General features: G+C 63.2%; 16 protein-coding genes. 6 read left to right on the top strand and 10 right to left on the bottom strand.

Annotated features, from left to right (window positions below):
• Positions 1-126 precede the first annotated feature (126 nt).
• Positions 127-2,013: a hypothetical protein gene (locus VF651_08490; protein HEX7965740.1), complete on the top strand. Its 1,887-nt coding sequence runs from the start codon at positions 127-129 to the stop codon at positions 2,011-2,013.
• Positions 2,014-2,063: 50 nt separating this feature from the next.
• Here the strand turns inward: VF651_08490 and VF651_08485 are convergent, their stop codons facing one another.
• From VF651_08485 to VF651_08465, 5 genes are all read right to left on the bottom strand, one after another.
• Positions 2,064-4,451, bottom strand: a complete 2,388-nt coding sequence (locus VF651_08485) for an EAL domain-containing protein (GenBank protein HEX7965739.1) — start codon at positions 4,449-4,451, stop codon at positions 2,064-2,066.
• 207 nt (positions 4,452-4,658) lie between these two features.
• Positions 4,659-5,678 (bottom strand): LPP20 family lipoprotein, encoded by a 1,020-nt coding sequence (locus VF651_08480; protein ID HEX7965738.1) that lies wholly within the window; start codon positions 5,676-5,678, stop codon positions 4,659-4,661.
• Positions 5,679-5,691: 13 nt separating this feature from the next.
• Positions 5,692-6,984 carry a hypothetical protein gene (locus VF651_08475; GenBank protein HEX7965737.1) on the bottom strand — a complete coding sequence of 431 codons (1,293 nt, stop codon included), beginning with the start codon at positions 6,982-6,984 and terminating at the stop codon, positions 5,692-5,694.
• A 14-nt stretch (positions 6,985-6,998) separates the two neighbouring features.
• Positions 6,999-7,604, bottom strand: a complete 606-nt coding sequence (locus VF651_08470; GenBank protein ID HEX7965736.1) for a penicillin-binding protein activator LpoB — start codon at positions 7,602-7,604, stop codon at positions 6,999-7,001.
• A complete protein-coding gene (locus VF651_08465; GenBank protein ID HEX7965735.1) occupies positions 7,604-8,167 on the bottom strand; it encodes a hypothetical protein in 564 nt (187 codons plus the stop codon). The genes VF651_08470 and VF651_08465 overlap by 1 nt, the downstream gene beginning before the upstream one ends.
• 200 nt (positions 8,168-8,367) lie before the next feature.
• Between VF651_08465 and VF651_08460 the strand changes: the two genes are divergently transcribed.
• From VF651_08460 to VF651_08440, 5 genes are all read left to right on the top strand, one after another.
• A complete protein-coding gene (locus tag VF651_08460) occupies positions 8,368-8,745 on the top strand; it encodes a hypothetical protein (GenBank protein ID HEX7965734.1) in 378 nt (125 codons plus the stop codon).
• On the top strand, positions 8,726-9,076 hold the full coding sequence (locus tag VF651_08455) for an MGMT family protein (GenBank protein ID HEX7965733.1): 351 nt from the start codon (positions 8,726-8,728) through the stop codon (positions 9,074-9,076). Before VF651_08460 ends, VF651_08455 begins: the two co-directional genes overlap by 20 nt.
• A gap of 64 nt (positions 9,077-9,140) precedes the next feature.
• Positions 9,141-9,524 (top strand): PadR family transcriptional regulator, encoded by a 384-nt coding sequence (locus tag VF651_08450; GenBank protein HEX7965732.1) that lies wholly within the window; start codon positions 9,141-9,143, stop codon positions 9,522-9,524.
• Positions 9,521-10,423: a sensor domain-containing protein gene (locus VF651_08445; GenBank protein ID HEX7965731.1), complete on the top strand. Its 903-nt coding sequence runs from the start codon at positions 9,521-9,523 to the stop codon at positions 10,421-10,423. The genes VF651_08450 and VF651_08445 overlap by 4 nt, the downstream gene beginning before the upstream one ends.
• 118 nt (positions 10,424-10,541) lie before the next feature.
• Positions 10,542-11,000 carry a hypothetical protein gene (locus VF651_08440; protein HEX7965730.1) on the top strand — a complete coding sequence of 153 codons (459 nt, stop codon included), beginning with the start codon at positions 10,542-10,544 and terminating at the stop codon, positions 10,998-11,000.
• Here the strand turns inward: VF651_08440 and VF651_08435 are convergent.
• From VF651_08435 to VF651_08415, 5 genes are all read right to left on the bottom strand, one after another.
• The gene (locus VF651_08435) at positions 10,997-11,305 is read right to left on the bottom strand and encodes a hypothetical protein (GenBank protein HEX7965729.1); all 309 of its coding nucleotides are present in this window, start codon (positions 11,303-11,305) and stop codon (positions 10,997-10,999) included. The two genes, VF651_08440 and VF651_08435, sit on opposite strands and share 4 nt — an antisense overlap.
• A complete protein-coding gene (locus VF651_08430) occupies positions 11,305-11,706 on the bottom strand; it encodes a 3TM-type holin (protein HEX7965728.1) in 402 nt (133 codons plus the stop codon). Before VF651_08430 ends, VF651_08435 begins: the two co-directional genes overlap by 1 nt.
• Positions 11,703-12,227 (bottom strand): glycosyl hydrolase 108 family protein, encoded by a 525-nt coding sequence (locus VF651_08425; GenBank protein ID HEX7965727.1) that lies wholly within the window; start codon positions 12,225-12,227, stop codon positions 11,703-11,705. Before VF651_08425 ends, VF651_08430 begins: the two co-directional genes overlap by 4 nt.
• Before the next feature lie 247 nt (positions 12,228-12,474).
• On the bottom strand, positions 12,475-13,467 hold the full coding sequence (locus tag VF651_08420) for a hypothetical protein (GenBank protein ID HEX7965726.1): 993 nt from the start codon (positions 13,465-13,467) through the stop codon (positions 12,475-12,477).
• A gap of 57 nt (positions 13,468-13,524) precedes the next feature.
• A complete protein-coding gene (locus tag VF651_08415; protein ID HEX7965725.1) occupies positions 13,525-14,067 on the bottom strand; it encodes a hypothetical protein in 543 nt (180 codons plus the stop codon).
• Between the last annotated feature and the right edge of the window lie 160 nt (positions 14,068-14,227).

The following is a 14,227-nucleotide window of genomic DNA, read 5'->3' as shown; positions in this document are numbered from 1 at the left end:
CTTTCCCCGGGTGAATACCCTAGGAATGCGCCAAATCGCGCATGGATTTGAGCAAATCATCACAAACCCCTCATGACCGGCAGGGCAGGATGCGCTTGCCAGATTACTAAAAGAAGGGACTCTTCCATGTTTCTCCAAAGCATGACTTCACGCGCGCTGCAGTTCACGGCGCTCTCCACGCTGCTCGCGCTCGCCGCCTGCGGCGGCTCCGGCTCAAACCTCGCCTCTAACGGTGGCGGCGGCGGAAATGGCGGCGGCGGTGGCGGGATCACGGACTCCAACGTGGACTGCACCCAACCAAAGTCGACGGATGACGACGGCTGTATCTATGTATCCATGACGGATGAAGCCGGCGACTTCCTCACCTATACCGTCAGCGTCACCCGTTTCACCATAACCAAGCGTGACGGCACCGAAGTCAACGTCCTGCCTCATCCCATCACCGTGGATTTCGCTCAGTACAATGACCTCAGCGAGTACCTCGCGCTGGGCGGCATCTCGACCGGCGACTATCAGGGCGGCAAGATCACGCTCGACTTCACTCACGCGGATATCCAGGAACAGAGCGTTTCTGGGGCGGCCGTGCAGTTGATGCCGGTAGATGGCAGCGGCAAGGCCCTCACGACGCAGGATGTCACCTTCACCCTGGATTCGGACCATCCATTCGATCCTGTGGCGGGCGTGCCCCACGTCCTCGGCGTGGACTTTGATCTCGATGCCTCCAACAGCATCAACAACACCAGCAAGACTGTCACCGTGCATCCCTTCCTGGTCGCGACGGTGGACCCTAGCGACGGCAAGCTGCAACGGATCCAGGGGTCGCTGGACAGCGTGGACACCGGCGGCAGCGACTTCACGCTCGAGCTGCATCCGTTCCGTGCCACCAGCCAGGACTACGGCAAGCTGGCTGCGCACGGCGCGGCATCCACCGTCTACGTGGTGGACGGCAAGATGTCCCTGGGCAGCACCGGCCTATCTGCCCTGAAGTCTGCCGGTAGCGGCACGGCTGTGCTGGCCCGGGGCCAGTTCGACTTCAGCAGTCACCGCTTTGTCGCTGACCTGGTGTTCGCCGGCTCCTCCACCCCAGGTGGCACCTCAGACGCCGTCGAGGGTCTTGTGACCAAGCGTAGCGGCAACACCCTCACCTTGCGTGGCGCCAACATCTACCGTACCGGCGGTAGTGCTAGTTTCCACGACACCGTGACCGTGATCGTCGATACGGCGACCGTGGTGCGTGAGGCTGAGCGACCGAAGACCGCCTTCCACAGCGACGACATCTCCGTGGGACAGAAACTGCTGGTGTTCGGCGATTTGACCGCCGCCACCCGCCTGGACGCTTCCGGCAACTTCGCCCTCCTCGAAGAGACGCCTCTGGACGGTACGGTGCTGACCATCAACAGTGGAGGTAGCAGCACCCAGGCCAGCATCAACCTGGATGTGCAGGCCTTGGGAGGGCGTGACGTGAGCGCCTTCGACTTCACCGGCACCAACAGCGACAGTGCGAACTACGAGGTACGGCTACCCTGCAGCTGCCTGAGCACCGGTGTCAACACCAGCGACCCCGTGCGCGTCACCGGTTTCGTGACGCCCTTCGGCTCCGCTCAGCCGGACTTCAAGGCACAGACGCTGGTGGACTACGATGTCGGTGGCTCGACCGTGATCGTCACCTGGCCGGGCACCGGCACCGCCGATGCCTTCACGGACATCGACGTCCACAGCGGCATCGTGCTGGACCTGGATGGCTCATCGCACCACAGCCTGCGCCGGGGCGGCGCGACGCTGGACCTCAAGAGCCTGGCGACCGCACCCACCGTCAAGGGCGCGGACCTGGGCAGCTACTCGCTGCTCCAGAGCGGGGAAGTGCATGGCTATGTGCGCTACAGCGACTTCGTGGCCGCTCTGCAGGATGCCCTCTCCGGCGGAGCGAAGGTGCGCGGCTTCTTCGCCCGCGGCGGGTTCGGTATCACGACGGACACATTGGATTCGAACGATATCCTAGTATCCCTGGACTGAACTCGACGACGGCATTGGACGTGGACGGCCCGCGCGAGCGGGCCGTCTGCTTAAGGGGCTTCGTTGAACATCGCGAGGCCGCTGTGTAGCAGCGCCTCGATGTGGTTCGCGGCCTGGGGATGGGCGAACAAGTAACCTTGTCCTTGCTCGCATTCCAGGGTCTTGAGTAACTCCCACTGGGCAGCGGTCTCCACGCCTTCGGCGATCACCTGGATACCCAAGCTCTTGGCCATGGCCACGATCGCTCGAACGATCGCCTGCTGGTGCTCGTCATGGGGCAGGTTGCTAACGAAGGCCCGGTCCACCTTCAGGTAGTCCACTTGGTATTGGCGCAGGTAATTCAGCGAGGAATAGCCGGTGCCGAAGTCGTCGATGGCGATGCCGACCCCGAGATCATGTAGGGCAGCCAGCACCTCGCGTGTCCGCTCCGGGTTCTCCATCATGCTGCTCTCGGTGAGTTCCAGTACCAGCCCGCCGGGTAGCAGCCCTGTCTCGTCCAGGATCGCAACGAGCCGGTCGAGGAAGTCCGGCTGGCGTAGCTGGCGCGCGGAGATGTTCACCGCCATGTGCATGTCCTGCAGTCCCGCCTCCTGCCACGCCCGCATCTGCAGGCAGGCGCTCCTCAGCACCCACTCGCCAAGACGCACGATGTGGCCGGTCTCCTCCGCCACCGGGATGAACCGCGACGGCGGTATCAATCCGAGCTCGGGATGGTGCCAGCGCAGCAGCGCTTCGGCTCCGCTGATGCGCCCGGTGTAGAGGTCGAAATAAGGCTGGTAGTGCAGGAACAGCTCGCCATGCTCCACCGCATGCCTGAGGCCGGTAGTGAGCCTCAACGACTCCGCCGCATCGGTCTCCACGCCGGAGAAGCTCTCGATGCTGCCGGCGCCGCGGCGCATCGCAGCATGCATCGCATGTCCTGCATGCCGGAACAGTGTCTGTGCGTCCTGGTCCGGCGGTGAGAGGGCGATGCCGATGCTCGCGGACAGCGTCAGACTGTGCCCCTGGATGTCCAACGGCGCCTCGAGGCTGGCGAGGATGTTGCGCGCCATGTCACGCGCCTCTGCCTCTGAAGCGATCTGTGTGAGTAGTACGCCGAAGCCGTCGCTGCCCAGATGGAATGCCTCGCCCCAGCCCGCCACCGTCTCCTCCAGGCGCCTCGCCAGCTTGCGCAGCGCGTCATCCCCCACGGCGGTGCCGAAGGAGCGGTTGACCAGGCTGAAGTTGTCTATGTCGAGGTAGAGCAGCGCCATGAGCCGGCCGTCGCGGCCCGGATGCTCCACCGATTGGGCCAAGCGGCGCATCAGCATGAAGCGGTTGGGCAGGCCACTCAGGGCGTCGTGGCTGGAGAGGAACGCCATGCGGTCCTCGTATTTGTGCGCCTGAGTCGCGTCCGTCACCACCGCCACATAGTGCCCGGGATGGCCTTGCCTGCCGCGCAGCTTGCTCAGGCTCACGAGCTCCGGGAAAGTGCTGCCGTCGCTGCGCCGGTCCGTGAGCTCGCCGCGCCAATGGCCTTCACGGTCAACGGTCGCCAATATCTCCTTGTATAGCACTGCATCCAGCGTCTCCGGCCGGAGGCAGAACGGCACCTGTCCCGTCAGCGCCTCGCGGCCGCTGCCGGTGAGGCTGCAGTAGGCCAGGTTTGCCGAAACCACGTGCATGTCCTGGTCCAGGATCAGCAGGCCTTCGGCGATGTTCTCCAGGGCCTCGTGCGCGAGCTGCAATCGCTCTTCCGCCTGGACACGCCTGGTGATGTCCAGCATCGCGCCGACCACCCGCATCGGTTTGCCTTCCATGTTACGTACGGCGCGTCCGCGGTCCTGCACATGGGAATAGCCGCCATCGGGACGGCGCATGCGGTAGCGCTCCTCCCAGAAGCCGTCCCCTTGCTCGAGATAGGCTTGTAGGCTGGCCTGGATCCGTTCCCTATCTTCCGGGTGCACCGTCTCCAGCCACCAATTGGCTACGCCGAGGGTGGTGTCCTGGGGATAGCCGAACATCCTGGCGGCACCCTCGCTGTGCCAGGACTCCCCGGTCGCAAGGTTGAGATCCCACATCACGTCCGTGGTGACACTGGAGATCAGCCGCAGGCGCAGTTCGCTCTCGCGCAGGGCCGTGGCCGTGCGCGGATGCCCGCCGAGGGTATGGGTGCGGATGAACCCCAGCAACAGCTGCCGTCCATCCAGGCCGATGCGCTCGAGCTGCAGCTCCACGAGCTTGCCCGCATCCGGACCGGCCTTGAGCGTCGCCACCAGGTTCGCTTGGCCCTGTTTGAAAGCCTCGATGATCGCCTCGCGCACCCGGCCGCGATCAGCCGGGTTGAACCGCTGAGTGAGATCTCCTCCGCTCCGTGTGCGGGTACCGGTGAAAGGATGTTGCCAGAACCCCGTGCTGCCCGCGGCATCGCACACGAAGACCAGCCTGAATGCATCCATGGCCGGTCGGCCGGTATCGCTCTGTTTTCGCAACGCAGGGTCCCTTCCGGCGCCCCCCTCAAGGAGAGACACCTCGAGCACGCAGGCCTGATTTATGGGTTTTAAAACCCACAAGGAGTATACACGCGCAGGTCGCGGAAGCGGCCGCAAAAAAGACGCCCGCCGGGGCCTGCGGGCGTTGGATAAAAACTCGCCAGACGCGCCGCGTCAGTGCGTGCGCGCACCGCCGGCGAAGTCCAACACGGTGCCCTGGATGTCACTCTGCAGATCCTGCGAGACCTGCTCCAGCAGCCGCTGCTGCGCGAGCTGTGGGTCCTGCCCCGACACCTTGAGTTCCCAACGCCGTACTCCGTGAGCGCGGTTCGCGCCATCCAGCGTCACCTGCAGCGTGCCGGTGATCCAGTACCAGCCGTTCTGCGGTTTGAGGTTCGCATAGTCCAGGTTTGCGGTCATGGTGTACGGCGCACCATCGGTGACGGTGAATCCGGCATCCGCCAGCGCGCCCGCCAGAAGCTTCTTCACCGCGCCGGCGTCGCGTCCATCCGCCGCCGGCGCGATCGCGAGCTGCTTGAGCAGCGCGGCGCGGTCGGCCTGCAGCTTACCGAGCGACCAGGATGAGGGCATGCCGAGGCCGCTCACATCCACCACCTGCAACGACTTCTGCAGCCCCGCGCGGGTCTGCTGTGCCGTCACCGCCTGCCCCGCGGCCGAGATCTTGTCGAACAGGTCGCTGCTGCCCTGCGCCTGGCTCAGGTAGGTGGCAGTGCCCGCATCAAGGTCGCTGATCTGCTGACGCAACGCCGTGGCCGCCTTGGCGCGCGACAGCGTCGCCAGCGCGTAGTACAGGTGGGTCTGGGGATCCTGCCAGGTATCCGAGATCTCTACGCCGTTCAGCATCTGGTCGGTGCGGGTGTTGATGTTGCGGCTCACATCAAGGGTGTTCTGCATCACGGCCGCACCACCGGCATTGGTCTGCGAGTACGACGAGGCGTCGTGGGTCTGCTCGCTCACGTTCACCGAGAACACCTTGGCGAGTTCGCCGCGGGCACGGTCCTTCGCCACCGCCATGTTGTCCGATTCGCCATGGCCCGTGAGGTACGAAGCGGCCGGATACCGGCTGCTGTTGCCCGTGACCCAATCGGGACGCGCGTCACCAGGCTTGGCACTGCTGCAGGCTGCGAGCAGCAGCGTCGCGGCCATGGTCAGGATGCACAGGATCTTGTTCATGCTCGTACCCTCGTCAGTTTAATGAGGTCCATTGCAGGGAGGCGAAAGTCATCTGGCCTGGGCTGATGGTCACGCCCTTCAGCGTGCGCGAGCCGCCGTGCCCGCCTCTGAGCTCGACCGTCAGGTCGTAGGTCCCGGGGGCGAGCCTGAGCCGCGCGAGCTGGATGTTGTCGGGAAGCGTGGTCCAGATGCGGGTATCCGCCTGGTCCACGGCGGAAGCCACCAGGCTGATCAGGCTGCCCAACCCCTGCGCGTTTTTGTCGGCCTGGTTGGCCACCGCGCTACGGGTCACGTTGCGGGCGAACTCCGCCGCCAGCAGCTTCGGCCGGTCCGCTGCCATCTGTTGCGAGGCATCCGCAGCGATGTTCGCCACCTTCTCGGTGCCCGTCTCCGCGCCTCCAGCCGAGATGGTGGCGCCGCCGGTCCCCGGCGGCCGCCGCCGCAGCACCGGCAGCGTGATGCTGTAGTAATGCCCGTTCACCGGATCCGGCAGTAGGCTCGACTGCGCGTACTTCACCGGTCCCATGCCATCGCTGAACACGAAGAGGAGCTGGCCTTCCTCATCCTGCTTGTTCACCGGTGGCCATTGCTTCAGGTCGAAGCGTTTCTTGTAATCCTCGAGTTCCTCGTCGAGTCCGAGATATTCGGCGAAGCGGCACAGGCTGAGCCTGAGGTCGTCCGGGATCGCATCGTCGGAAGTGCCCTGCGCCTTGTAGGCCTTGTAAGCCTGGCGATAGGCGATCATCGCGTCGCTGTACTCGCCCATGTTCTCGTAGATGAGCCCCGAGAAATAGCGCGGGAACGCATCGCTCCCGTTGGGGGCCGCGGCGGCGGCGGGATACAGGCGTTTAAGGAGGTCATCCATCTGCACCGCCTCCACCCGCGCTGCATCCGGCTGATGGAGCTGCAGGTAGTTCAGGCCCTGGTAGACGTGCATCAGCAGCCGCTCGTATAGCGGGGGCTGATAGGCGCGCAGGTTCTCGGTGAGCGTGAAGGCTGCCGCAGACTCGGAGACGCTGGTTGCCTCCAGATATTGCATCAGCGGCTTCGCCTGCTCGAAGACCTGGGCGCTGGCGGCGTAATCTCCGGTCATGCGCAGCACCATAGCCTTGTTGAGCAGGTATAGCGCCTGGTCCCCGCCGCCCGCCAGTTTGTCCAGCGCCTTGAGCGCCGCGTCTGGCTTTTGCGAGGCCAGGTCCTGGTCCACCTGGCGCATCACATCCATGTAGTTCAGCGCGCAGCCGCCAAGTGCGAGCGCCGCGGCCAGAAACCACAGGCGCGGACGGCAGCGGATGGCCGCCGACATCGGCCGGCTCCGGATCAGGGACGGACGCTGCCGTTCTTCACCGTCTTCTTGATCTTCTGCTGGCCGACCCAGACGATCCTGTTGTTATGCATGTTGATGAGGGTCAGGTCCACCTGGTAGTACTTGACCTGATAGTTGCCGGCTGCATCGATGATGGTGTTGATGGTCCCCTGCATCATGAAGTCGGCACCGCTCTCCTGGCCCATGGCGCTGCGCGTGTCGCTGGTGGCGTTCAGGTCCTGGTCCTTGCGCTCCTTGCGCACCGCGCCGCGCTGGTCCTGGCTCGCCACGAACTGCACCTTGCCGGAATTGATCAGGGTCCGCTGGATGTCATCGATGAAGGTCGAGGTGCTGATGTGCTCGGCGCTGAGATTCTTGATCTGGCTCACGATCACGGTGGGCTGGTTGCCCTGGTTCGCGCTCTCGAAGTTGTTGAGCCACGGATCGCCCAGCATCTGGCCGATCATCTGCTGCGCTGTCTGGTTCGCGTCGGTGTCGTTCCAGAAGCCGCTGACGTCCGTCACCTGGTCAGGCGCGATGCGCTCGACCTTCGGCATGGTCTGGCAGGCGGCCAGCAGCAGCCCCAGGGAAGCCGCGGCCATCAGTTTCAGGGTCTTCATCAGTGGTCTCCCTTGGGCATGCCGTCGAAGATGTTATCGGCGTGCGAGTTGAAGTAATCGCGGAACGCGCCGTTCATGTCCTTGGAGTTGGCCACCATGTCCTTGACCTGCTTGAGGTCGAGTTCGGCGATGCTCCAGACGCTGCCGTCCTTCTCGTTCCGCCAGTGACGGATGATGCGTGCGCCGCTCACGTTCTGCTCGGTGATGTTCTGGATCTGGCGCGAGACCGACTGCTCGCTCTGCTGGTCCTGGCCGCTGCCGGCGGAAGCCGAGTAGTCCTGCGACACCACGTGCATGAAGGAGTTCAGCACCCGCGCCACCTCGGTGCGGGCGCGGTCGTCCGCGGTGGAGGTCTGCAGGGAGAGGTCGTTCATGTTCGGTGCCATGCCGACGCCGTGGATCAAGCGGCCGTCCTTGTCGTTCACCACCTGGGTGCCTTCGTTGACCCAGTCAGGCGCACCCTTGATGCCCAGGTCGCCCTTGAGCTGGTTGCTGGAACAGGCACTGAGCGCCCCTGCCAAAAACACCAGGAGCCCGAGACGGGCCATGGATACGGATTTCATGCGGATTCTCCCCTGCGGTTGCCTCACCGGCCACGGGGCCGGCGTCCTCTATATTGCATATGCTACGTCAGCGGAACCCCCATGGGCAGGGCCTGACGCTGCGTTAAGTCAAGAGAACGCGCCCCTGGCGCACTGGTGCACCGTACTACCCCGCCCGCCGCAAGGGGTTTAAGCTCAACAGGCAGTCCAAGGCATCGCATATGAAACGTCTTTTACTCATCGTCCTCCTGCCGGTTTCCCTCGGCGCCTGCGCGAGCTACGATGCCCGCGAGCACGCACGTGTCCTGAACACTGCGCTCAAGGATGACCAGGCCTGCAACCAGCAGGGCTGGAGATATCCCGAATACCGCTATGTGAGCTGCCGCATGCAGCTTCAGGACGATCGCCTGCACCAGGACTGGCTGAACCTGCAGCTCATGCGCCAGGGCCAGACCCAGCCACCCAACGTGCCCTCGCCCTATATACCCCGCGAGCACTATCGGCCCATGGATCCGGACCACTTCGACTGCCGCCTCGTCACCGAAGACAAGCGCGACTACATCCTCTGCGACCCCACGGATGACGCCGAAAAGCCCTGAGTCCAAGGACTCCCTCTACACCCGCATTTACGCTGCCGTCCGCAAGATACCCAAGGGCCGGGTCAGCACCTATGGCCGCATCGCCAAACTGGCCAAGGCGCCGGGACCACGGGTGGTGGGCTATGCCATGGCCGCGCTGCATGACGGCTCCGCGGTGCCTTGGCAGCGGGTGGTGAACCACAAGGGAGAGATCAGCCTGAGGAAGGGTGGGGATGGAGAAATACGCCAAAGGCGGCTTTTAGAAGCAGAAGGGGTCCATTTCAGCCTGCGGGGGCGCATTGACCTCAAGATTTATGGATGGCCGGCCAGTCCCCGGAGGGTCCCGAAATAGGTCTTGCAATGTACTATTGTGTAGTCTACAGTATTATCAAATCGATAGTATTGAGCACTACACAGTGGCCACCGATACCGAAGACGAAGCCCTCCAGGGCCAGCAGCGCAAGTTCCAGAAGGAACTGAACGCCGGCATCGTCTCGCTCGTCCTCCTCTCCATCATGGCCGGCGCCCGGGAGCCCCTCTATGGGTACCAGATCGCCAAGCAGATGGAGCACGAGGGCATCGGCACGGCCATCATGAAGCAGGGGACCCTCTACCCCGTGCTCCGCTCCCTTTGCGCCGCGGGCCTCCTCGACAGCAAGGTCGAGCCCTCCGTCTCCGGGCCCCCGCGCCGCTATTACCACATCACCGAAGCGGGCCAGACCGTGCTCGCCCAGTGGAAGAATGCCTGGGTCACCACCCGGGATTTCGTAGACGCCATCCTCAGGGGATCAACGCCATGAGCAACTCCGTGCCACGCTCCATCCAGGAGTATCTGGACCAGCTCCGCGCCGAACTCACCGGCGCGGACCCTGCCCTGATACAGGACGCCCTCTACGACGCGGAGGAATACCTGCGCGGCGAGCTCCATGCCCACCCTGACAAGAGCGAGGAGCAGATCCTCGCCGCCATCGCCACCACCTACGGAGCTCCGGAAGAAGTGGCGGAAGCCTATCGGAATACCGAAGCGAAGGTGCAGCTCGCCCTTCGCACCCCGCGGCCCAGGAAGCGCGAATCCCTCATCGGGCGCTTCTTCTCGGTGTTCGCCGACCCCCGTGCCTACACCTCGCTCCTCTTCATGCTGCTGGCCTTCGTCACCGGCATCTTCTACTTCGTCTGGGCCGTCACCGGCACCGCCCTCTCCATCGGCCTCATGGTGCTCATCATCGGCCTGCCCTTCTGCCTGCTGTTCCTCAGCAGCACCCGGCTCCTGTCCCTGGTGGAAGGCCGCATCGTCGAGGTGCTGCTCGGCGTGCGCATGCCGCGCCGCCCCGTGCACCCCGGCAACGGCAACTCGCGCCCGCTCATGGAGCGCGTCAAGGAAGTCTTCACCGACCCGCGCACCTGGAGCACCCTGTTCTACATGGTCCTCAAGCTGCCACTCGGTATCGTGGATTTCGTCATCTTCGTGTTCCTGGGCAGCCTGTCTCTTTCCCTCATCTTCATGCCCATCGAGATGGGCTTCAGCCACGACATCTGGTTCGACATCGGAGGCTACGACGTCTTCAACCTGCCCTGGATCGTGACGCCGATCTTCACCGTGTTCGGCATCGTATTGCTCGCCATCCTCATGCATCTCGCCCGCGGCATGGGCTGGCTCCATGGCCATCTCGCCAAGGCCTTGCTGGTGAAGGCCGGTTGAACATGCAAAGGCCTGGGCGGCCTCGAGGCCGCCCAGGTTTTTTAATTTGTGACCCGTGTCCAGTTTTGTCCCTAGCTTGAGCGGCAGACTCTCCCTCAAGCCATCCCGGATCCCCATCGTGCGCAAGCTAGTCCTGCCGCTGCTCTTGCTCCTGAGCGCCTGCGCCACCCAGGTGCCCGTCTCGGCGCCGCCTTCACCGGCCCCCGCGCCGGCTCCCCGGCCTGCAGCACCCAGTGCGCCCGCCATCCCCGAAGGCAAGGCTGCCGTGCACCTCTACCGCAGGGCCTTGCCCTTGGGCCCTACGATTCTCTCTATATATGATGCCGGCCGCCCCATTGGGACCCTCAAGAGCGGCACATACCTGGATTACTACGCCGATCCTGGCCCCCGCAGCCTGAAGGCCCTGGGTTCCGGCGCGGGCAGTATCCCTTACTCCACCAGCTTCCGGGCCGGTCAGGACTACTACTTCCTCGTGTACTTCCTGGGCAGCCAGGAGAAAGGCAACACCAGCGTCACTCCGGTGGACGCCACCACGGCGGCCCGGCAGATGGCGGCGCTCAAGCCCTCCGGACCTTAACGCGCATCCCTGAGCAGCGTGTCCATATAGGTGAGCAGGCCCGGGTTGTCCCGGAAGGCGGCCGCCAGCCCCCAGGAGAGTTCCGTCACCACCCTCTCCTCCCGTGCCCGCTCCGGGATCTTCCGGCTGTCCCAGATGCCGTGCAGCATCTCGTGCACCACTCCGTACACCGCATCCATGTCCTGCAGGTCATCTGCCAGTTGGATGCGCCGGGTATCGAGCCGGATCATGCCGTAGAGCTCCGGCATGTGCTTGTAGTCCACGGGGTAGCAGATGCGGCCGATCTTGAGCTGTTTAAGTTCCATCAGGCCTTCCACGCGGCGACGCATTTCTCCGCCGAGCGGCCCATGAGATAGCCTCCGAGGCCCAGCTTGATGAGCTCCCACAGGTCCGGCGGCGTATCGAGCTTCACTGACCAGGAGAACATCGCCTGCAGATATGGCGCCAATAGATAGTTGTTGAACACCACCCCGACGAACACCATCATCGTGATGGGCCGCCAGTTCCTTTGCAGCCAGCTTTCCCCCTGCGCCTCCGCCTTCACCACCCCCGCCTGGGATTCCAGCGCCAAGACATCCGCCGAAAGCACAGCAGTCTGGATGCTGGCCTTGAGCTTGGCTTGCAGGTCCTGGTCCGGGATCGCCTTGTCCACTTCCTTGAAGACCCCCGGCAGGATCAGGTTCGCTACCGTGCCCAGGATGCTCATGCCAGCTCCTCCACGTATCTATCCAGCCTATCCACTCGCGCCAGCCATCCTTTAAGGAACACCCCTTGGTCCGGGCGTGCATGTGCCCGCTTTCGGTACCACGCTCGCCGCAAGTCGTTATAGATACGCTGCAACTCAGCCTCATCGCATGACGCTAACGCCGCCCGCGTCTTGGGCCCGAGTTCACCATCGGCGGCCACATGCAACGCTTCCTGCAAAGTCTTGATGGCTCCCGCGACACCGTGATTCACGCACCAATCGAAATGGCACACCCCCAATGCGGGGCTCATCCCTTCGCACTGACCCGGCATCCAGTACATCATCCCGTACAGGCTCCGTATTTCGGAGTCTTCGATAAGATCAACGCTGCGGCGCGGTTTCTCTTGTGCGTGCCGCCACTCGTCATAAGAAGCCTGTGTGATACCCCGATTTGTAGCTCCACCTGCATCGTGCGGGTTATCCACGCAGCCGCCCTCCTCCTTTAACGTGAATGCAAGTGCCAGCGGGAAAGCAGAATTCATCCGTGGCCCCGGCCCATAAAAAGCCCGCCAAGCAGTCCGCCGAGGGACAGTAGCCCGCCCCAGATCACGGCTGCCAGCCTCGCTGCGCCAGTTTGGCGATTGTGAGCGGCCACCAAGATTTTCACGTCAGCTTTAATCTCGGCCACATTTGCCTTCAACTCTGGATACGCGGCTTCTAAGACAGCAAGACGTTCAGGTACTGTGCGATCCATGCCCAATGTATGCTTCCCCAATTTATTCAATGTTGTTAAGCGCGAATCACAATCAAAATACCGGAGGCACCAAGACCACCTACGCCACCTTGATTGCCAGAGCCACCACCTCCGCCACCGCCACCTCCGCCCCCACCTGTATTGGCGACTCCGGCCTGACCAGCAGGACCGATGCCAGCCGTTGCGAAACCACCACTACCACCACCATAACCACCACCATTTGTGCCTGATGAAAAAGGACCAGATCCGGTGGATACGGAACCACGCCCCTGATTTCCTCCTGCGCCCCCAGTCGCTATGGTAGTACCGTTGAAACTCGTTGCTGTCCCATTCCCTCCAGGGGTTCCATTACTACCAGATGACGAACCGGCACTCCCTTGCGTGCCGCCTGCTCCAATAACAACGGGATAAGCTGTACCAGCGGTAAGACTGATGACAGAGAACCCTATTGCGCCGCCACCACCTCCTGTAGCCCCGTTACCACCGACATTGCCATTACCGCCCCCACCTCCACCCCCACTTCCCCCTCCACCTATGCCTATGACCAGGTAGTTAGCCGTCGCCTTCGGAATGAAGCTACCGTTGGCAGTGAAGATGGTCGCCTCTAGTGCACCGCTGAGTATTCCCTTCGGGCTCACGAGCGGATTGAGCAGGTTCCACTGCGTGCCGTCGTACTTCAGTAGCGCAGGTACGCCAGGTTGCAGTTCTCCGCCCAACAGCGTCGCTCCATTGGCGAAGATGCTCTTTGCAGTGAGCCCATCCGGCGCGAGTGTGGCCGCGCCGGTATTGGTGGATGCGGGATTGAGCACCTGCAGCAGGCCTGTGACCAGGGAGCCGAATGCACGCCCGTTACTGATCGTGAGGGCATTGGCCGTGCCGCCGGCGGTCGGTAGGCTGACGCTGTAGCTGGCAAGATCCGCCATGATGTCCCAGCCTGCGTTCTTCACCTGACTGGGACGCATCCCGGTCTTGAAGTAGTTGGTCAGGTCATTGCTGGAGGGCGTTGTGCTGTATTGGTCGATGGACATGGAGATACCCGACTAGATTGGAAATATTCTTCGCATACATATTTGTCGGCCTTTTTACTAAGACCTTCTCTTCAAATATCCTGTGGCAGCTCCCTTCAGTCCCTCAATCAACCCTTCTATCCCGGCATTCTTGAGACGCTCTTCAGCATCATCCGCCGGCATCATCATGCCTTTCCCGACCCCTTCTCCGGCGCCTTTGATTCCAGCGCGAGCCATCGAGGCCAGCAAACCGGAGCCTTGTATCCCCTTCGCCAACGGCGCGACTAATTCACCACCCGCCATCTGGGCTGGCAAGGTATTGATGTAATCCGCCGCTGCAGCCCCAAAACGGGCTGCCGTAGAGTTGGCCATGAGATCTTTCCTTATGTCCTCATCCGGTTCGGAGGGGTTCTTGAACATGAGTCCTGTTGGGTTCCCTTGCATCGCCCCCGAAACCCCGTCGAGGAAGTGGCCCAGACTACGTCCCATGTGGAGTGTTTCGGCTCCGTACCCCGCCAGGGCGTTCTGCACTGGGGAACTTTGCTGCGCTGCAAATGCCGCAGGCGAGACGTCCGGCAGCAGCGGGATGAATTTGCCGGTACTGCTATCGATGTATCCCACCATCCGTCGTTTAGGCCGGGTGATAGAGGCCGGAGCGCCTGCAGCAGTCAATGCGGCACCCAACCCTGCCCCCGATGCTCCTCGTGGTCGACTCAGCAGCCCCTGCGCAAGCCCCGGTCGCATGTCTTCGTCGTCTTGGATTGCCATCACATCTTCCTCA

This window comes from Gammaproteobacteria bacterium, assembly GCA_036383255.1.
GTDB lineage: Bacteria > Pseudomonadota > Gammaproteobacteria > Natronospirales > REEB76 > DASUBN01.
The sequence above is the reverse complement of the archived record's forward strand: the minus strand, read 5'-3'. Positions and strand labels throughout refer to the sequence as shown.